This is a genomic window from Amycolatopsis sp. w19 (assembly GCF_051373225.1).
Lineage (GTDB): Bacteria > Actinomycetota > Actinomycetes > Mycobacteriales > Pseudonocardiaceae > Amycolatopsis > Amycolatopsis japonica.
On the sequence record NZ_JBPQFM010000002.1, the window covers coordinates 146462 to 166888 of the forward strand.

A 20427-nucleotide genomic window follows, 5' to 3' on the forward strand; every position below is an offset into this window, starting at 1 on the left:
TCACAACGCCGTCGACCCACCAGCCCGCGCCGAGCCGAGGGGCGTGGGCGACGGAGGTTCGAAAGTGTCGCGAAAGCCACTTTCGCGACGTCTGATGTCCCGAAAGTGGCTTTCGCGACACCGGGGCCGGTGGGCACGCGAGCGACCGGACACGCCGCGTTCGTCTTGTCCTCGATGACAGTCACTTCTCAGCGCTCGAGCTTGGGGATGGTGGTCCGGGCGGATTCGACTGGAGCCTCGGCCTTGCCGGCACGCAGTTCTTCGATGCGCTCGGCCAGAGTGGCCACTGTGGACGCTTCGAACAGCGTCTTCATCGCCAGCCGCGTACCGGTGGCCTTGCGCACCTGGGCGATGAGCTGGATGGCGACCAGCGAGTTGCCGCCGAGGGCGAAGAAGTCGTCGTGCACGCCGATCTTCTCCACGCCGAGCAGCTCGGTCCATTGCCTGGCGATCTCGGCCTCCAGCTCGGTGCGCGGGGCGACGTAGTCGTCCTCCGACACCACCACCGCCGTCTCGCCGGGTTCCTCCAGTTCCTCGGCACTGACCTGACGTTCGATCAGCTCCCGCACCGGCAGGGTGGTGATCACCACGTGCCCGCCGAGGCCGGGGGCCAGCGCCCGGACGAACGCCTCGGCGCCGTCCACCGGCCGGATCCCGGTCGAGGTCCCCGCGCCGTCCACAGTGGACGACGATGTGGTCAGGCCGCCACCGACGGCGTCCTGATCGACCCGGCGCAGCACGAAATCCTCGATCGTGACGAGTACTCGGCCGGTCTCGTCACACAGCGAGAGGTCGGCCGCCACCACCTGGTCGCCGCCCGAGTCGCGGTAGCGCAGATGACTGCGGAAACTCGCCGGGAGCGAGTCGTGCACGACGATCCGGCCGTAACTCATCGGCAGGTAGGTACCGCTCCCCCGGCCGCGGCCGAACGCGGTCGCGACGTCCAGCAGCGCCGGGTGCAGCCCCCACGCGCCCGCGTCACCCGCCGCCGCCTCGGGCGCCGTGATCGTGGCCAGCTCCTCCTCCGCACCGATGCGGTGTTCACGCAACGCCGCCCAGCGCGGGCCGAAGGTGACCATGCTGGTACGGCCGGTGCCGAAGCCGTGCCCGTCGTCGATCGGCTCGGTCCGCCCGGTCACCGCCGCGATGTCCACAGTGGACACCGCCTCGGCGGCGACCCATCCGGCGGATCCGCGCACGTGGGTCCGGCTCGCGCCGGCGACGTGACTGGTCACGGTGAAGTCGTCGCCGTCGAACTCCACGCGGTACTCCGCGGTGGAGCCGTCCGGGACGCCGAAGGGCTCCAGGAACGCGACGTCCCGCAGCTCGACGACGTAGCCGTCACCGGGCTTCGGCAGCGCCGCGGCCACCGCCGCGCGGACGGTCTCCAGGTGTCCTGTGCCCGGGACCACCGGCACCCCGGCGATCCGGTGCTCGTCGAGCAGCCAGTGCGTGGCCGCCGAGACGAGCCCGTGCGCGCCGTCCTCGGTGCGCGTGGTGAGCACGGGGTGCTCGACCGGGCCGAGCGCCCGTGACCGGGTGGTGCGGATCGTGGTCGGCGCGGCCACCTCAGCGGCCATGCCGACCTCGTCCCAGCCACCCCACGCGTGCGAAACCAGCCGCGCCCGCCAGCCGTGGCCTCCCCGCGCGTAGGCGTCGAGGAAGTTGTTGGCGGCGCAGTAGTCGACCTGCCCGATGCCGCCCACCGCCGCGGTGATCGACGAGCACAGCGCGACGAAGTCCATCGGCAGGTCGGCGAACGCCTCGGCCAGCGCCAGTGTCCCGGCGATCTTCGGGGCCAGCACGGCCTCGGCCGCCGCCCGTTCCTTCACCTCCGCGACGCCGCCGCCGGGCAGCCCGGCGGCGTGCACGATCCCGTCGAGACCGCCGAACTCGCGCTCGGCCAGCTCACGCACCTCGCGCAGCCGCGCCGCGTCGGTGACGTCGGCGGCGACGACGTGCACCACCGCGCCCGCGGCCTCCATCCGCCGCACGGCGAGCATCGCGCGCCCGGCGCGGTCGGTGCCGCCGTGCGCGGCGAGGTGCGCGTCCCACTCCGCCCGCGGCGGCAGCCCGGCGCGGGTGAGCAGCACGAGCTTCGCCCGCACCCGGCGGGCGAGGTCCTCGGCGAGCGTGATGCCGATACCGCCGGTCCCGCCCGTGATCAGGTACCGGCCGCCGTCGCGCAGCACCGGCTCGGCGGTCTCGGGCAGGGCGAGCTGGGTGTAGTCCAGCATCCAGCGACGACCGGCCCGCAGCGCGACCTCGGCCGCCGCGTCGGCCGGGCGGAACAGCTCGGCGATGGCATCCTGCACACGATCGGTGTCAATCCGGCGCACCACCGTGCCCGGCACCTCCAGCGGCACCACTCGCGCGATACCGGCGAGGGTCGCGTGCTCGGGCCGGGTCAGGTCGGTGCCGGTGACGTCGGCGGTGCCGGTACTCAGCACGTCGATCCGCACCGGCTCGCCCCACGCCTGGACAAGGTTGAGCACGCTGAAGAACCCGTGGTCCTGGGCGGCCATACCGCGCTCGTCCCCGGCCAGCGTCCAAGCGTGGACGACCCGCTCGGGCCGGGTGGGCAGCGCGGCCACGAGCGCGTCGTAGTCCTCGCGCACCCCGGGCCGGACCGTGAATCCGGTCTTCGTCGCGGCGAAGCCGTCGCCGGGGCGCACCTCGGTGACCGCCACCCCCGCGTCGCGCAGCAGACCGGGCAGGACGTCGTCGGCGGCGAAGACGAGGGCATTCGCGAAGGGCTCGCGTCTCAGATCCGGTTCCGCCTGCCGCCACGCCGGGACCGCGAACCACTCGGACAACGGCAGCGGACCGGTCGACCGCACGGGCTGGACGGCCGTCGCCGGGTCCGGGTCGACCCAGTACCGCTTGCGCGCGTACGGATAGCCGGGCAACGGGACCCGGTTGCCGGGCGCACCGAACGTCCGTGGCTCCAGGGAAACCCCGTTCGTCCACAAGAGACCGGCCGCGCCGTACAGCGTTTCGACGTCGCCGATGCGCTCGGTCCGGCCGGGCAGGCTCGGCTGCGGCGCGGGCATACCCTTCGGCACCTGGCCCCGGGACAGCCCGGACAGCTGATGCCCCGGCCCGCATTCGACGAGCGCCCAGCGGCCGCCGCGCGCGAACAGGTTCTTGACGCAGTCGCCGAACCGGACGGCCTGACGCAGGTGGGAGGCCCAGTAGGCCGGGTCGGTGGCCTGGGCGTCGGTGATCCAATCGCCGGTGACGTTCGACAGGAACGGCCGCGTGGGCGCGGTGCGGGTGACGGCGGTGACGGCCGCGGTGAACTCGGCGAGGATCGGATCCATCATCGGCGAGTGGAACGCGTGCGAGGTCACCAGTTCGCGGCACTGCACGCCGCTGGACTTGAGCGTCGCCGCGAAATCCGCGACCGCGTCCGATGGTCCCGCGACGACACACGTGCCGGGCCCGTTCACCCCGGCGATCGCGAGGGTGTCCGGCAGCCGCGAGGCGACGCTCTCCTCGTCGAGCTGGGCGGCCAGCATCGCCCCGGCGGGCATCGACTGCATGAGGCGGCCGCGCGTGGCGACCAGGTTCAGCGCGTCCGGCAGGGTGAAGACCCCGGCGACGGTGGCGGCGACGTACTCGCCGACCGAGTGGCCGATCATCGCCGCGGGCCGCACTCCCCAGCTCTGCCACAGTTTCGCCAGCGCGTACTCGACGACGAACAGCGCGGGCTGGGTCACGCGGGTTTCCCGCAGCGCCTGCTCGCCACCGGGCCGGAAGATCAGGTCGCGGAGCTCCGGCAGCTCGGTTTCGAGCAGCCGCAGGCATTCGTCGACGGCCGCGGCGAACACCGGCTCGGCGTCGTACAGTTCGGCGCCCATCCCGGCGTACTGGGAACCCTGCCCGGGGAAGAGGAACGCGACGTTCGTCTCCCCGGCTTGTGCGGACACGAGGCGCCGGGAGTCGCGCAGCCCGTCGACCGCGTCCTCCGGGTCACGGGCGACGACGACCGCGCGGTGCGGGTACTCGGTGCGTCCGGCGGCCAGGGTGTACGCCACGTCGGCGAGGTCGAGGTCGATGTCCCCGGCCAGCCGCTCGGCGAGCTGGTCGACCGCGGCCGAGAGCGCCTCCGTGGTGTTGGCCGAAATCCGCAGCAGATGCGCGGGATGCGGCGTCCGGGACCGCTGCGGGCTCGGCGCCTCCTCCAGCACGACGTGCGCGTTGGTGCCGCCGACACCGAACGAGCTGACGCCCGCCCGCCGCGGCACCCGGTCCGCCTCCCACTTCGTCACCTCGCGGGCCGGATAGAACGGGCTCGCCGGGAAGTCGATACCGGGGTTGGGTTCGTGGTAGTTGATGGTCGGCGGGATCAGCCCGTGCTCCATGACGAGCACGGCCTTGATCAGCGAGACCACGCCCGCCGCCTGCGACAAGTGGCCGATGTTGGACTTCACCGAGCCGATCGCGCACCAGCCGGTGTCCGCGATCCCGTTTCCGTACACAGTGGACAGTGCGGTGATCTCGATCGGGTCGCCCAGCGCGGTGCCGGTGCCGTGCGCCTCGACGTAGCCGATGGTGCGCGGATCGACCCCGGCCATGCCGACGGCCTGTGCGACCGCTTCCGTCTGCCCGGACACGCTGGGCGCGGAGAAACCGACCTTGGTGGCGCCGTCGTTGTTGATCGCGTTGCCGAGCACGACACCCCGGATGTGGTCGCCGTCCTCGATCGCCTGCGACAGCCGCTTCACCAGCACGACCCCGACGCCGCTGCTCCAGACCGTGCCGTTGGCGTCCGCGTCGAACGCGCGCACGTGGCCGTCCGGCGAGGTGAAGCCGTCGACGCCCATGTAGCCGACACCGTGCGGCATCTCCACGTTGACGCCGCCGGCCAGCGCCATGTCGCACTCGCCGTTGCGCAGCGCCTCGCAGGCGAGGTGCACCGCGACCAGGGACGTCGAGCAGGCGGTGAACACCGCGAGGCTCGGGCCGCGCAGGTTGAGCTTGTACGACACCGACGTCGTCAGGTAGCTCGGCTGGTTACCGGTCGAAATGCCGATCCCGCCGTGCTGAGAGGCGAGGAGCCGCTCGTTGCGCAGCAGGTTCTCCGTCAGGTAGCCGGTGCCCCCGGAGCCGCCGTAGACGCCGATCGCGCCGTCGAAGCGGGCGGGGTCGTAGCCCGCGTCGGTCAGCGCGGCGTGGCACGACTGGAGGAACAGCCGGTGCTGCGGGTCGGTGATCTCGGCCTCGCGGCTGGTCATGCCGAACAGTTCCGCGTCGAACTCGTCGAAGCCGTCGACCACGGCGGTGGCGTTCACCCAGCTCGGATCGTCCACTGTGTCCGGTGCGGCGCCGCGGGCGATCATCTCCTCGCGGGTGGCGGGCACGATCGACTCGACGCCGTCGACGAGGTTGCGCCAGAACTGCCGCGCGTCACGCGCGCCGGGCACGCGTACGTCCAGTCCGACGATCGCGATGGGTTCGGCTCCGGGATCGCCGGTGCCGGTTTCGGGGAGGTGGGTCACGGTGGTGCTCCTATCAGGGGCCGGCCGGTCCGGCCGGTCCGGCGGTGCGACGGGGTCTTCTGGTCTGGGTGCGGCCGCGGCGGGCGGCGACGCGTTCGGCGGCACGAGCCAATTCCGGGCTGGCGGCGCCATCGGAGTGCAGGTGCGCGGCGAGGGCGCGGACGGTGGGATGCGTGAACAGGTCGACCATCGGGATCCGGCGGGCGAGCCGAGCGGTGACCTGGGCGTGCACCTTGGCGAGGGCGAGCGAATGCCCGCCCACGTCGAAGAAGTTGTCGGTGTGCCCGACTTCGGCGACGCCGAGGACGTCGCACCAGGCCCGAGCGATCACGGCCTCGGTCGCCGCGAGCGCCACCGGGTCCGCCGCGACCGGCACCGGCCGTGCCCTGGCGCGGGTCGCCGCGGCCGGAGCGGCGGTGCGGACACCCGCTCTCGGCAGTTCCGGCACACTCGTCCCGACCGGCGCGTCCGGCGCCGCGGCCAGCGCGCCGAGCAGGGCGACGTAGTCCTCGGCGAGGCCGGCCATCCTGGTGTGGTCGAACAGATCCGGGTTGTACAGCAGTTCGACGCCGTCGTCGTGGACGTACACCGTGAGGTCGAACGGCGACCCCGGCTTGTCGACCGGCAGCCACGCCGAAGCCACGCCGGGCAGGTCGAGCCGCGGCTCGGCGAAGTTCAGGACGTTGAACATCACCTGCACGAGCGGGGCGTGCGCGGGATCGCGGGGCACGCCGAGCGCCTCGACGAGCCGCTCGACCGGCGCGGCAGGATGCGCGGTCGCGGCGAGGAGTTCCGCGCCGCCGTCGCGGACGTGCGTGGTGAAGTCCGCGGTGTCGTCGGCCCTCAGCCGCACCGGAACGATGTCCACGAAGAACCCCGCGACGTCTTGGCTTTCGGCGAGTTGCCGGTCCGCGACGACCGTGGCGACCAGGTGGTCGGCCGCGCCGGTGAGCCGCCGCAGCAGCTGCCCGAACGCGGCGAGCAGCACCCCGGCGCGCGTCGTGCCGGTGCGGGCGGCCAGCGCCCGCACCGATTCGGCGGCACCGTCCGGAAAGGACTGACGCAGGCTCGCGCCCCGGTAGGTCTGCACGGCCGGGCGCGGCCGATCACGCGGAAGGTCCACTGTGGCCGGAGCACCGGTCAGATGTTCTTTCCACCACGCGACATCCACGGCCTCGCGGCGTTCGTCGCGTCCGGCCCGCCACACCGCGTAGTCCGCATAGGACGCCACCGGCGGCGGCAGCGGCTCGCCCCGGTAGGCCGCCGACAGGTCGGCGCACAACAGATCCTGCGACCAGCCGTCGAACACCGCGTGATGCAGCGTGAAGCCGAGTACGTGCTCCGTCTCGCCGAGCCGGTAGAGCCGCACACGCCAGGGAGCCTCACGGTCGAGGTGCACCGGCGTCGCGGCGTCGGCGGCCAGCCGGGCCCGCAGACCGTCCTCGGTCACCGGCGCCACCGGCAGCGGAACGTCCGACGGCGGCAGGCGATCCGCCACCGGCGCGCCGTCGACGGCGCGGATCCGCCACCGGAGCACGTCGTGCCGATCGGCGACCGCGCTCAAGGCGTGGCGCAGCGCGTCGACGTCCAGCGCGCCGGTCAGCCGGAACGCCATCGCGATGTTGTACGGCGCGGCGTCCGGGGCGAGCTGGTCGAGGAACCACATCCGCCGCTGCTGCGGGGACAGTGTGGGCGCGTGCCCGGTGGTCAGCCCCGGCCCGGTCAGCGGCGACGCGGCCGCGACCCGCCGGGTCAGCTCGTCGAGCGTGCCCCCGGCCAGGACGTCCTCCGTGGCGACGTCGGCGGCCAGCTCCGTCCGCAGCGCCGCGACCAGGCGCATCGCGGCGATCGAGTTCCCGCCCGAGGCCAGGAAATCCGTCCCCGCGCCGTCGCCGAGCACCCGCCGCCAGATGGCCGCGACCGCGCGTTCGGCCGGGGTGCCGAGCGGCCCGAGGTCCTGTTGGCCCTCCAGCACCGCCTCGGCCAGGCCGCGCAGCGCGGGCCGGTCGATCTTGCCGGTGAGCGGGTTGACCGGCAGGCGGTCGAGCACCCGGACCGCGGCCGGGCGCATCGCCGCGGTGAGCCGGTCACGGCCGAGTTCGTCCACATCGGACGGTGCGGAAGCCGGTGCCACGAAGGCGACCAGCCGGGTGCCCGCCGGTCCGGGAACGGCCGTCACGGCGGCGGCGTCGACGTCCGGATGGGTCGTGAGCGCGGCCTCCACCTCGCCCAGCTCGATCCGCTGACCGCGGACCTTCACCTGACGGTCGGCGCGCCCGGCGAACTCGAGCCGCCCGTCGGGCAGCTGGCGGGCCAGGTCTCCGGTGCGGTAGAGCCGCTCCCCCGGCGTGATCGGGTCGTCGACGAACTTCGCCGCGGTCAGCTCCGGGTTGCCGAGGTAGCCGAGCGCGAGGCCCGGGCCGCCGATGAGCAGCTCGCCGACTTCGCCGGGCGCGACCGGCCGCAGCTCGGCGTCCACGACGTACGCCCGGTGGTTCGGCGTCGGACGGCCGAGCGGCAACGGGTCGGCGGGGATGCCGGTGACCTCGTCGGTGACGACCACGACCGTGGTCTCGGTCGGCCCGTAGGCGTTGAAGAACCGCCGTCCCGGCAGCCAGCGCGCGGCGAGTTCCGCGGGTACCGGCTCGCCACCGCAGGCGATGACACGCCAGCCGGGGACGGCCGCGGGGTCCACCATGGACAGCAGTGTCGGCGTGACGAAGCCCCACTCGACGTCGTGCTCGATGAGGAACCGCCGCAGCCGTTCGGGGTCCGCCCGGTCGGCGACCCCGGTGAGCTGCACCGATCCGCCGTTCGTCAGCGGGACGAACACGTCCATGGTGAAGGCGTCGAAGGCGAGCGAAGAGATGCCGAGCGCGCGGGCGCCGGGCCTGATCCCGAGGGCGGCGGCGAACCCGGTCACGAACGCGACCACGTTGCGGTGACTGGTCAGCACGCCCTTGGGACGGCCGGTGGAGCCGGAGGTGTAGAGGACGTGGACGAGGTCGTCCGGCCCGGCGGGGCACTCGACGGGTTCCTCGACGGGCGGGGGCACGTCGAGCGCCTCGATGCCCACCGTGGCACCGAATTCGGTCCGTGCGCGGTCGCCGACGACGAGGGAGACCTCGGCGTCCGCGGCGATTTCGGCCAGCCGCGCCTTCGGGCCGCCCGGTTCGAGCGGTACGTAGGCGGCCCCGGACAGCAGCACCCCCACGACTGTCGAGATCAGCTCCGGGCGCCGGTCTGCGCAGACGCCGACGCGGGTGCCCGGCCCGGCACCCCGGGACCACAGCAGCCGCGCGACGCCGGTCGCCGACGCGACCAGTTCGCGGTAGGTCAGCCGGGCGTCCCCTTGCCGGACGGCGACGGCGTCGGGGGTGCGCGCGGCCTGGGCGAGGATCAGGCCGGTGAGCGTGGTGTCCGGATAGGACAGTGGTGGGCCGTGGCCACCCACGACGGGCAAGGTGTCGGTCACCGGGGGGTCTCCTGGTCGGTTGTGTGCTGACGCGGTGGGTCGATCCAGTGCCGCTCCCGCTGGAACGGATAACCCGGCAAGGGGACGCGGCCGGGATCGCCGTCCGCCGCCCACTCGACGTCGCCGCCCCCGGCCCACTGAACGGCCAGGTCCCGCTCTGCCCCGGCGGGGCCTTCGACGTCGGTTCCGTTCGCCAGCACCGCGTCGAGCGCGGCGACCGCCGACTCGACCGAATCCGCCACCACGGCGGCCCGGCACGCGAACGCCCGGCGGACCGAAAGCGTGTACGCCGTGTCCCCGAGGTCCGGCGCGTCCGTGGAGAGCCGGTCGCGCAGCCGGGAAACCGCCTCGCGCAACGCCTTCGAGTCGCGCGCGGACACCGGCAGGACGAACGGCCCGCTCGCCTCCGGCCGTGGTTGCCCGGCGGGGGCCTCCTCCACGATCACGTGCACGTTCGTGCCGCCCATGCCGAACGAGCTGACCCCGGCCACCCGCCGCTCACGGTCGGGCCAGTCGGCGGCCTTCGCCGGGACGTACCAGGGGCCGCCCGCCAGATCGACCTCCGGATGCGGGGCCGTGAAGTGCAGGTTCGGCGGGATGACACCGTGCCGCACGGACAACACGGCCTTGATCAGCCCGGCGATACCGGACGCCGCGTCGAGGTGCCCGATGTTCGTCTTCACCGAACCCAGCGCACACGTTTCCGGCGACACGTCCCGGTAGACGCGGTTGAGCGCGGCCACCTCGATCGCGTCGCCCAGCGGAGTGCCGCTGCCGTGGGCTTCGAGGAGCGCGACCTCCTCCGGGGCGACGTCCGCGAGGGCCAGCGCCTCGGCCACCGCGGCGGCCTGCCCGGCCGGTCCCGGCACGGCGTAACCCGCGCGGTCCGGGCCGTCGTTCGTGATCGCCCAGCCGGGCAGCACGGCGTAGATGTGGTCGCGGTCGGCGACGGCGTCCGCCAGCCGCCGAAGCACGACGGCCCCGGCGCCCGAGCCGAATCCGGCACCCGCCGCGGCGACGTCGAACGCGCGGCACCGGCCGTCCGGCGACACGAGCCCGCCACTGCGATAGCGCGGCCACGTCACGCTCGCCCCGCCGGCCAGCGCGACGTCGCACCGGTAGTCGAGGAGGCTCTGCGCGGCCAGCGCCACCGCCGCGAGCGAACTGGAGCACGCGCTCTGCACGGCCACCGCCGGCCCGGTCAGCCCGAGCCGGTAGGCGACCTGTCCCGGCAGGTGGTCGGCGAGCTGGCGGCCGGGCAGCCGCCCCTCCCAGTCGTCCGGGTCGACGTCGCCGGTCACCGCCGGGTTGCCGAACAGGTGGAACAGGAAGTACCGGTTCACCGAGGTGCTCGTGAACACGCCGACCGGCCCGGTCTCGGCGGCGGGGTCGCGGCCCGCGTCCTCCAGCGCCTGCCAGGCGGTTTCGAGGAACAGCCGGTGCTGCGGGTCGGTCCGCGCGGCTTCGTCTGCGGTGAATCCGAAGAAGTCGGCGTCGAAGTCTTCGACACCCTCGATCCGCCCGCCCGCACGCACGTACGCCGGGTCGGCACGCAGGCCCGGTCCGATACCCACCGCCGCCAGCTCGTCGTCGGTGTAGTCGTGGATCGAGTCGACGCCCGCGCAGAGGTTCCACCAGAACGACGCGGCGTCCGGCGCGCCGGGGAACCGGCAGGCCAGCCCGACGACGGCGATGAGATCCCCGGTCTGCTCCTCCGCGGTGACCGGCGGCTGAGTGTCCGAAGTGGACTCCGTGAACCAGGCGGCCTGCCCGGCGATCGTCGTACGCTCGAACAGCGCGAGAAGCGGGACGTCCACGCCGAATTCGTCGGCCAGCCCCGCCTGCACGCGGCCGAGCCGCAACGAGTCGCCACCGGCGTCGAAGAACGCCTCGGTACGCCCGACCCGGTCACGGCCCAGGACGGCGCACCAGATCCGGTGCACGCGTTCCTCGTCCGGGGTCAGCCGCTCGGCCGGGACGGTCGCGGCCGCCCGCGGGTCCGGCAGGGCCAGTTCGTCGAGTTTCCCGGTGACGGTCAGCGGAAAACCGTCCAGCACCGCGACGGCGGCGGGGACCGAGTAGGCGGGCAGGACGTCCGCCAGCGCGGCCCGCAAGGTCCGGCCGTCCGGACGCGGGCCGTCCGCGGTCACGTAGGCGAGCAGGTCGCCGTCGCGCACGATCGCGCGGGCCTCGGCCACGCCGGGCTGTTCGGCGAGGCGGGCCTCGATCTCGGTCAGCTCGACCCGGAAACCGCGGATCTTGACCTGCCGGTCGAGCCTGCCGAGGCAGACGAGGTTCCCGTCCGGCAGCCGCCGCCCGAGGTCACCGGTCCGGTAGCGGCGGCCGCCGTCGGCAGTCACTCCGAACGCCGGGCTCGGCTGGTCGAGGTAGCCCTCGACGAGGTGCCGCCCGCGCACTTCGAGTTCACCGCTGTCCAGCACGGTGAGCGTGAACCCGGGCAGCGCGCGCCCGATCGGCAGTGGCCCGTCGGCGTCCGGGCCCAGCTCGGCGGCGGTCGTCCGGTAGTGCGCCGCGAAGGTCACCTCGGTGGCGCCGTAACCGTTGACGAACACGCAGTCCGGCGCGAACCGGCCGCGGCGGACGTCGGCGTGGGTCGCCTGCTCGCCGCCGAGCAGCACGGTCCGCACGGACGGGAGGCCGGTCTCGCCGAGGACGTCGAGCAGGTGCCGGTAGACCGTCGGCGTCGAGTGGTAGACGGTCACTTCGTGCCTGGCCAGCTCGCGCGCGGCGTGGGCGAGACCGTGCGCGCGCAGGTCGACCGGCACGAGCGCGGCGCCGGTGAGCAGGGCGGGGTAAAGGTCCGGGATCGCCGCGTCGAAGCCGAACGACGCGAGCAGGCTGAGCCGGTCGGCCGCGGTGATACCGAGCGCGGTGATCTGGTTGTCGACGACGTGCAGGAGATTGCGGTGGGTCTGCGCGACGGCCTTCGGCCTGCCGGTGGACCCGGAGGTGAACAGCACGTACGCCGGACCGTCCGGATCGGTTTCGGGAACCGGGAGCGGCGCGGTCTCCGTGCCCGAGCGCACGAGCCGCGCGGATGCGTTACTGCACAAGGACTCCGCGAGCTCGACGTACTCGGGATCCGCGAGTACGGCGGTCACCCGCGCGGCCGCGAGCTGGTACGCGAGACGTTCCCGGGGAAAGGTCGGGTCCAGCGGGACGTAGGTGCAGCCCGCGGCGAGGGTGCCGAGGATCGCCGCGATCGCGGCGCTGCCGTGCCCGGTGACGAGCCCGACCCGCTCCCCCGGCCGGACACCGGCGTCGCGCAACCGCAGCGCGCGGCCGCCCGCGAACCCGGCGAGCCGGGCGTAGGTGAGCCCGGCGCCGTGCTCGAAAACCGCGATCCGGTCGGGCGATTTCCGGACGTGCACATCGAATCGGCTGACGCAGCCGGCTTCTCTCATCGGGCGTCGAGCAGTCGCTCCGAGGCTTTTCGGGCGCACGACAACAACGGCGTGGACTTCATCTTGCTCCCCAGTGACCATGCAGGTGAAGAATTACGCAAGGTTAAGACGATCCGCCGCGACGAGGAATACGATTTCCGCCGATTTGGGCCGAATGGCGCACTGATCTTGGACCACAAGACGCAGCTAGCCGCGTCTTCCAGCTCAATCGGCGACCTTGACGATCTTCACGGCCCATCCCTTCGGCCACCATCGACACTCGGTCGACTACTTTCGGTAATGTGTCGGACATTAACCGACACCGTGCCGCGGAATGCATTCACCAAAACAAAGTGAACAATTTTCCACAATCGATTCAGAAATATCATTCATGATCGCGCGAGACAGACTTACACCTGCCGCGACGTTGCACCCACCCGAGAGCGCTCGCCCGCCCTCCCCCGCGAAGCCAGGTCAAGGTGTCCGTTTTGCGCATTTTTGCGCAAGCAAGGCAGACATGGCGTGTTGCGAAAGCCACTTTCGCAACGTTGAAGGTTGCGAAAGTGGCTTTCGCAACACCCGCGGCGGAGAGCGGCGAGAGACCACCTCACCGAACGTGTTGCGTCCCCCATCGGCCTCCTATTTGAGGGGCAAGGCAAACGTGGCGTGTTCGTGAGCGAGGCCTCCGCCGGGGTGAAAGCTCCCTTCGCCGCGTCCGACGCGGCCAAGGGAGCCCCCGGCCCGGGGTCGTGAGTGGCGAGACGGTTCCCTTTGAGGGGTAAGGCGAACGTGTCGTGGTCGCGGACGAGTCGATGATGGGGTGAAGGCTCCCTTCACCGCGTCTAATGCGGTGAAGGGAGCCTTCACCCCGGTCACTCACCCGCCCCGGCCACCTCGCCGCCGGCGCCTGCGTCGCGAAAGCCACTTCCGCGACGCCAGATGACTCGAAAGTGGCTTTCGCGACACGTTCGACACGCGGAAAACCCGCGAAGACCAGGCAGGAGGCCTTCACGGACCGGCGGAGCGCGGCACCCCACGCCACCTTTGACCTACCCCACAATATGCCAGATTCGCTCGCCAGAGCATGTCGTTTGTGGACACTCGACCGCCTGCCGACGCGGCGACGGAACCGCCCGCGCCTCCCGCGAGTCCCAGTTGAGAACTGGACGCACAACGACTACAAGGGACTGAATGAAGACGCTACTCAAGAAGGCGACGATCACCGCCGCGGCGAGCACACTGCTGCTCGGCCTCACCATGGTGGGCACCGCCTCCGCTGAGGCCGCGGCCATCACCTGTGACTCGAAGTCCAGCGGTAAGGACGGGCCCTTCTACCGTGGGGAATCCGCCTCCTACGCCTACGACAACCGCTTCAGCAAGAGTCACCCCATCCCCGCGTTGGAGACCAACATCCCGCAGGGCACGGCGACCTGGTCGAACTGGGACGGGTCGAACGACCTGATCCTGGTCACCTCGTACGAGTCGGGTCACCGCAGCGCGATCATCATCGGCATCGACGCCAAGACCGGCAAGCAGGTCGGCCAGGCGCTGCTCGCGTACTCGCACGTCGGCGGGATCGCCGTGTTCGAGAAGCAGGGCTGGGCGTTCGTGTCGGGCAAGGGCGACACGATCCGCAAGTATTCGCTGGCGAAGCTCAAGAACGCGATCAAGAAGTCGCTGCCCATCGAGCAGGAGGGAAAGGCGCAGACCGTCTACGCCTCCTCGTTCCTCACCAGCCACGGCCCGACCAACACCTTGTGGGCAGGCAAGTTCGAGGACGCCAAGCGCGGCCTGATGCACTCGTACACCGTCGGTGCCGACGGCAAACTCGGCTACCGGCCGGGGTCGTGGGAGGTGCCGACGAAGACGCAGGGCCTCATCGTGACCAAGGACCTGTTCATCTACAGCACTTCGCACGGCAGGAACAACCGCAGCAACATCTACGTCGTCCGGCGCGGTGCCGGCGACAAGGACCTGGACACGGCCAAGAAGCACTGCTTCCGCGCGCCGAGCATGTCCGAGGGGCTGACGGTCTACGGCAGCAACGTCTACCTGGCGTTCGAGTCCGGCGCGCACTACTACAGCAAGGCCGCGGACAAGCCGAGGAACATCATCTCGAACCTGCACAAGGCGCCACTGTCCTCTTTGGAGCAACTCGCGCCCCGATGACGGATCGCGGTGAACGGGCGAGGACGGTCTCATCACCGTCCTCGCCCGTTCGTCACGCCACGCTGCTCGCCTGCTGCTCGGCGATCCAGTCCCGGTACACCGTCACATCGGTCCAGATGCCCAGGCCGCTGGCGCATTTCGGGTCCGCGTCGCCGTCGCGGCTGGTGGCACCCACCAGTTCCCACTCACCCGGCCTGCCCTTGATCTGCGGCCCGCCCGAGTCGCCGTAGCAGCCCATCGCGTCCGGCGTGTCGGAACCGGTGCAGATCTCCTTGCCCGTGGCCAGATTGCGGCACTCCTCCGCCGGCCTGACCTTGGTGTCCAGCTCCTGGAGGATCTCCGGCGCCCCGCAGGTCTGGTCGGCGCAGTGCTCACCCCAGCCGAGGATCCGGGTCGCCGTCCCCGCGCCGCCCACCGCCCCGGCGATCTTGATCGGCTTCTCGGTCACCGGTTTGTCCAACCGCACCAACGCGATGTCCCCGCCCGGCGGGTTCTGCCCGACGAAGTCCGGATGCACGATGATCCGGCTGACGCCGGTCTCGGTGCCCCCGCTGTTGTGCTGCCGCGCCCCGATCCTGGTCCTGATCTCCCCCGGCTGCGCCCCCTTCACGCAATGCGCCGCGGTCACCACCCAGTTCTCGCTGATCAGCGAACCACCGCAGAAATGGTTGCCGCCCTGCTGCAGCGACACCATGAACGAGTAGTCCTCGGTCGCGTCGTGCCCGCCGATGACGAAGGGCGTCGGCCCGCCGGCCGCCGAGGCGACCCCCGGGATCAGCATCGCTCCCGCCGCGGCCAGTCCGACCGCCAGTACCCCTGTTTTGCGAAGCATTATCGCGATCTCCCCGTAGACGACGAATTACCGACAGTCGTCACACTATGGGGCGAAGATCATGACTGGATCGGCTCATCGGCCGGGTCGACATCGGCCGAATGGCCGACCCAGCGTGACCGCGCCACACGATGGGTGTCCCGGTCGGCGTCCGCTCCTTCGGCCGTAACCGGCTTGTCACGGGCATCGGAGTCGGTACGGTGCTGGGGACGAAGGGGTTCCGCCGGCCGATGCGTTGTGAGGTGTGGGGTGTCCGTGCAGAGTGAACGGGTTCCAGAGGGTGTCGACGTCCGCTTGCCCAGTGCGGCCCGGGTCTACGACTGGCTGCTCGGCGGCAGCCACAACTTCGACGCCGACCGCGCCGTCGGGGAGAAGGTCGTGGCCGTCCTGCCGTCCGGACGCCGGGTCGCCGCGTCCAACCGGGCGTTCCTCCGCCGTGCCGTGCGGTACATGGTCGACCAGGGCATCACCCAGTTCCTCGATCTGGGCTCCGGCATCCCGACCGTCGGCAACGTGCACGAGATCGCGCAGGACATGGACCCCGGCTGCAAGGTGGTCTACGTCGACTACGACAAGGTCGCCGTCGCCCACAGCCGCCTCATCCTCGACGGGAACCCGAACGCCGCCGTCGTCGAGGCGGACCTCTGCCGGCCCGGGGACGTGCTGAACTCCGCTGCGGCGCAAGGGATGCTGGACTTCGACCGGCCGATCGGGCTGCTCATGGTGGCCGTCTTCCATTTCATCCCGGACAGTCTGCGCCCCGCTGAAATCGTCGCCCGCTACCGCGAAACGCTGCCGAGCGGCAGTCTGGTCGCGCTGTCGCATCTGACCGCCGATCACGCGCCCGAGGCGATGGCGGCGGTCACCGAGGCGATGAAGAACAGCCGAGACCCCATGTATTTCCGCCCCTACGCCGAGGTCACCGCCCTCTTCGACGGGCTGGACCTGGTCGAGCCCGGTGTCGTGAGCGCGCCGCTGTGGCATGCGGAACCGGGCCTCCGCGACGTCGAGCCGGACGACGTCTACGCCGGGGTCGGACGCAAAGCCTGAGCGTCCGACCCCGCCGCTCCTCCGGGCTCAGCCGACGGCGACCTCCGCGAGTGGCACCGAGGTGTCGGCGAGCCGGTCGGGGTCCACCGGCCGTCCGCCGCGGATCAAGGCCTTGATCGGGTCGCCGACGTCCCAGACGTTGACGTTCATCCCTGCCAGCACCCGGTCTTCCTTGAGCCAGAAGGCGATGAACTCCCGGGCCTGGACGTCGCCGCGGAAGACGACACGGTCGTGACCGGCGTTGTGGCCGAGGTACTCCATCCCGAGGTCGTACTGGTCGGTGAAGAAATACGGGAGTTCGTCGTAGGTTTCGTCCTTGCCGAGCATCCCGGCGGCCGCGACTGCGGGCTGTTTGAGCGCGTTCGCCCAGTGCTCCACCCGGACCCGGCCGAGGAACGGGTGATCGGCGTTGGCGACGTCCCCTGCGGCGAAGATGTCCGGGTCGCTGGTGCACAGGTGGGCGTCGACGCGGACGCCGTTGTCCACCGTCAGCCCGGCGGCTTCGGCCAGCGCGGTGTTCGGGATCGCGCCGATCCCGACGAGGACGGCGTCGGCATCGACGCGGGTGCCGTCGGCGAGACTGACGTGCTTCGCGCCCGTTCCGGCCACCTTGGCCCCGAGCCGCAGGTCGACGCCATGCATGGTGTGCAGGTCCGCGAACACCTTGGCCGCGTCGGGCCCCAGCACGGGCAGCAGTGGCAGCTCGAGTGCTTCGAGCACCGTCACGTCGAGACCGGCCTGCCTGGCCGCCGCCGCGACCTCGAGACCGATCCACCCCGCGCCGACCACGGCGAGCCGGGACCCCGCCGCCAGCACCTGCCGCAGCCGCTCGGAGTCGCCGAGGCGGCGCAGCGTGAGCGCGCCCTCCATACCCGGCAGGACGCGAGGTTCGGCACCCGTCGCCAGCAGAAGCTTGGTGTAGCCGACCCGGGTGCCGTCGGCGAGCTGGACCTCGTGGGCCGCCCGGTGGATCGCGGTCACGCGGGCGCCGAGCCGCAGGTCGATCTCGTGGCCGGAGTACCAACCCTCGTCGTGCACGAAGGCACTGTCGGCTTTTCCGGTGAGCATGTCCTTCGAGAGCGGCGGCCGCTCGTACGGACGCTGCTCCTCGTCGCCGAGCAGCACGATCCGCCCGTCGAATCCGTTGTCACGTAAGGCTTCCGCGGCCTTCGCACCGGCAAGGCCGGCACCGATGATCACAAACGTCGGCGATTCCACTTATCCGCTCCTCGATGGTCGGGTCAGGAGGTCGGCTGCCGCCGTCGCCCAGGGCCGCGAGCAGCACTTCTTTTCGCCAATGAAGTTTGGTCTTATTATCGTCGGCGGTCAAGTCCGCACGGGCACTGTGTGGATTTCTGGTCATCCAACGCCCCAAAATCCACACAGTCGATGTCGGTCTCAACGCGGTAACCGGTGACCTGTCGAGTTACCGTCGACCCGTTCGTCATCCTCTTCGACAGAGCGACACCGGCGAGTGGAGGACATGTGCTGTACATGCTGCTGATCTACAACTGCGATCGCCCGGAGCCGCAGGACCCGCGTTTCCCCGAGGCGCTGGCCCGGGTGAACGCGTTCGCCGACGAGTGCCGCCGCCGCGGCGCCTTCGTGTCCGGGCATCCGCTGCAGGGCGAGCACACCGCGACCACGGTCAGGGTCCGCGAGGGCAAGACGCTCGTCACCGACGGCCCGTTCCCCGAAACCCACGAACACCTCGGCGGCACCTACGTGCTCGACTGTCCCGGTCTCGATGTGGCTCTGGAGCTGGCGGCGCTGTGCCCGATGGCCGAAGACGGCACGATCGAGGTGCGCCCGATCGCCGGGGTGCCTGCTCTCGACCACCGGGCGGCGACCGGCGTATGACGTCGGCGCCGGTCTTGTCGGAGACGTATCGCGAGCATCGATCCCGGATGCTCGCCGCGCTGGTCCGGGTGCTCGGCGACTTCGAACTCGCCGAGGACGCCCTGCAGGACGCGTGCGCGCTCGCCCTGCGCAAATGGGGTGATGCGGCTCCGGACGATCCGGTGGCCTGGTTGCTGACCGCGGGGCGCAACAGCGCGATCGACCGGCTGCGCCGAGCGCGCCGCGGTCAGGAAAAACTCGCCGAGCTGGGGTTTCCGCCGGAGGTGACGCAAATGGACATCGGAGAGGAAAGCCTGCTCGGCGTCGGGGACGAGCGGCTCAGTCTCATTTTCACCTGCTGCCATCCCGCGCTGGCCGAGGAGGCGCGGGTCGCGCTGACCTTGCAGGCCGTGGCCGGGACGACCGCGGGGCAGATCGCGCGCACGTTCCTGGTCGGTGAAGCGACGTTGGCACAACGACTCGTGCGGGCGAAACGCAAGATCCGCGACGCCGGGATCAGCCTCGACGTCCCCGCCGACCATCTCCTGCCGGAGCGGCTCTCCGGAGTCCTCGCGGTGGTCTACGTGATCTTCACCCAGGGCTACACCGCCGACGGCGACCAGCCGGAGTTCCGGGAGCTTCAACGGGAGGCGATCCGGCTCGCCGAACTCGTCGCCGCGCTCATGCCCGACGAGCCGGAGGCGCTCGGCCTGGCCGCGTTGCTCCTGCTGCAGGATTCCCGCGCCGCGGCGCGCTACGGGCCCGACGGGGACGTCGTCCTGCTCGCGGACCAGGACCGATCGCGATGGGACCGGGCCGAGATCGCCGAGGCCGTCGGGCTGCTCGACCGGGCGCTGCGCCACGGAAACCCCGGCCCGTATCAGCTGCAGGCCGCCATCGCCGTGCTGCACGCCCAAGCGCCGACGGCCGACGAGACGGACTGGGCGGGGATCGCCGGACTCTACGAACGATTGCTGGCGATGAGCCCCTCCCCCGTCGTCGCCCTGAACCACGCGGTCGCGGTCGCCATGGCCACGACCCCCGCGGACGGTCTCGCGCTCATCGACGACATCGAGGGCCTCGACCGGTACCACCTCCTGCACGCCGCCCGCGCCGATCTCCTACGGCGTCTCGGCAGGAGCGCCGACGCCGCGGCCGCGTACCGGCGCGCGCACGCACTCGCCGTCAAACCCGCCGACCGGCGCTATCTCACCAAGCGGCTGGCCGAACTCGGCACCGTGGAGTCCCGATGAGACTGTCCATTCTCGACCACGGCCATCGTCGTCGCGCGAAGTTGTTCCTGGGCCTCACTTCCCGGCAGTCCGGGGTGGCCAGGCCCGACATCGTGAAGATGCTTTTGTACCGTCCCGGTTTCTTCGCCCGGCCTCTGCTCGATCTCACGGCGGACGCGATGCGCGGGCCGTCCCACTGGACCGCCGGCGAACGCGAATACCTCGCCATGTCCACCGCACGGCTGCACGAATGCCCGTTCTGCGCCGTCACCCACGCCGAGCTCACCCGCATCGCGGGCACCGGCGAGATCGACCCGGACGACGCCGGGTCGGCGCGCCCCGAGCTCACGGCCGTCCGCACGTTCCTGGAGGCCGTCAGCCGCGATCCCGGCTCGATCGACACGACTCTCGTGACCGGACTGCCGCGGCAAGCCGTCGCCGAAGCGCTCCGCGTGAACCTGGTCTGGAACATCGTCAACCGGCTCGCCAACGCCTTCGGCTTCGTCCTGCGCGACGGCCAGCTGGAGACCGGGACCCGGTCGCTGCACCGGTTCGGCTACCGGTTCCCCGGCTTCCTTCTCAGTGAGGGACGGAAAACCGACCACGGAGACGTGGCGCGGAACCTGCGTCACGCCGTGCTGGAAAGCCACGCCACGACGGACAAGAGCATCCGAACGGCCGCCCTGACCGGTGAACGACTGCCCGGACCGCTGCACTCCTACGCCGCGAACGTCCGCGACGCGTCCTACCGGATCACCGACTCCGAGGTAGAGCAGCTCAAAGCCGCCGGATACAGCGAGGACGAGATCTTCGAGGTGACGGTGGCGGCCGCTGTCGGAGCCGCCCTGCGCAGCTTCGACGCCGGGAACCACGCGGCGGGGATCTGAGTCGCCGGGCCGAAGGCTCCCTTCGCCGCGTCTGA

The 20427-nt window shown here is 71.4% G+C and carries 10 protein-coding genes; 5 read left to right on the top strand and 5 right to left on the bottom strand.

Annotated elements, in window-relative coordinates; translation table 11 throughout:
• Positions 1–188 precede the first annotated feature (188 nt).
• From ACSMFO_RS05225 to ACSMFO_RS05235, 3 genes are read right to left on the bottom strand one after another with little or no spacing between them, the layout of a single operon-like run.
• Positions 189–5504, bottom strand: coding sequence for an SDR family NAD(P)-dependent oxidoreductase (locus ACSMFO_RS05225; RefSeq protein WP_436457179.1), 5316 nt, complete (start codon positions 5502–5504; stop codon positions 189–191).
• Positions 5505–5517: 13 nt separating this feature from the next.
• Positions 5518–8979 carry an amino acid adenylation domain-containing protein gene (locus tag ACSMFO_RS05230; protein ID WP_436457180.1) on the bottom strand — a complete coding sequence of 1154 codons (3462 nt, stop codon included), beginning with the start codon at positions 8977–8979 and terminating at the stop codon, positions 5518–5520.
• The gene (locus ACSMFO_RS05235) at positions 8976–12404 is read right to left on the bottom strand and encodes a beta-ketoacyl synthase N-terminal-like domain-containing protein (protein WP_436457181.1); all 3429 of its coding nucleotides are present in this window, start codon (positions 12402–12404) and stop codon (positions 8976–8978) included. The genes ACSMFO_RS05230 and ACSMFO_RS05235 overlap by 4 nt, the downstream gene beginning before the upstream one ends.
• Before the next feature lie 1170 nt (positions 12405–13574).
• Between ACSMFO_RS05235 and ACSMFO_RS05240 the strand changes: the two genes are divergently transcribed.
• Positions 13575–14552 carry a hypothetical protein gene (locus ACSMFO_RS05240; RefSeq protein ID WP_436457182.1) on the top strand — a complete coding sequence of 326 codons (978 nt, stop codon included), beginning with the start codon at positions 13575–13577 and terminating at the stop codon, positions 14550–14552.
• Positions 14553–14604: 52 nt separating this feature from the next.
• Here the strand turns inward: ACSMFO_RS05240 and ACSMFO_RS05245 are convergent, their stop codons facing one another.
• Positions 14605–15384, bottom strand: a complete 780-nt coding sequence (locus tag ACSMFO_RS05245; protein ID WP_436457183.1) for a S1 family peptidase — start codon at positions 15382–15384, stop codon at positions 14605–14607.
• Positions 15385–15633: 249 nt separating this feature from the next.
• Here ACSMFO_RS05245 and ACSMFO_RS05250 point away from each other — a divergent pair, with 249 nt between their 5' ends.
• Positions 15634–16434 carry an SAM-dependent methyltransferase gene (locus ACSMFO_RS05250; RefSeq protein WP_436457184.1) on the top strand — a complete coding sequence of 267 codons (801 nt, stop codon included), beginning with the start codon at positions 15634–15636 and terminating at the stop codon, positions 16432–16434.
• A 27-nt stretch (positions 16435–16461) separates the two neighbouring features.
• Here the strand turns inward: ACSMFO_RS05250 and ACSMFO_RS05255 are convergent, their stop codons facing one another.
• The gene (locus tag ACSMFO_RS05255; protein ID WP_436457185.1) at positions 16462–17652 is read right to left on the bottom strand and encodes an NAD(P)/FAD-dependent oxidoreductase; all 1191 of its coding nucleotides are present in this window, start codon (positions 17650–17652) and stop codon (positions 16462–16464) included.
• A 267-nt stretch (positions 17653–17919) separates the two neighbouring features.
• On the opposite strand from ACSMFO_RS05255, the gene ACSMFO_RS05260 reads away from it, so the two are divergent.
• Genes ACSMFO_RS05260 through ACSMFO_RS05270 form a run of 3 tightly spaced genes read left to right on the top strand, consistent with a single transcriptional unit; the run spans position 17920 to position 20392 of the window.
• On the top strand, positions 17920–18294 hold the full coding sequence (locus ACSMFO_RS05260; RefSeq protein WP_037348370.1) for a YciI family protein: 375 nt from the start codon (positions 17920–17922) through the stop codon (positions 18292–18294).
• Positions 18291–19526: an RNA polymerase sigma factor gene (locus ACSMFO_RS05265; RefSeq protein WP_436457186.1), complete on the top strand. Its 1236-nt coding sequence runs from the start codon at positions 18291–18293 to the stop codon at positions 19524–19526. The genes ACSMFO_RS05260 and ACSMFO_RS05265 overlap by 4 nt, the downstream gene beginning before the upstream one ends.
• Positions 19523–20392, top strand: a complete 870-nt coding sequence (locus tag ACSMFO_RS05270; protein WP_436457187.1) for a hypothetical protein — start codon at positions 19523–19525, stop codon at positions 20390–20392. The genes ACSMFO_RS05265 and ACSMFO_RS05270 overlap by 4 nt, the downstream gene beginning before the upstream one ends.
• Positions 20393–20427 lie beyond the last annotated feature (35 nt).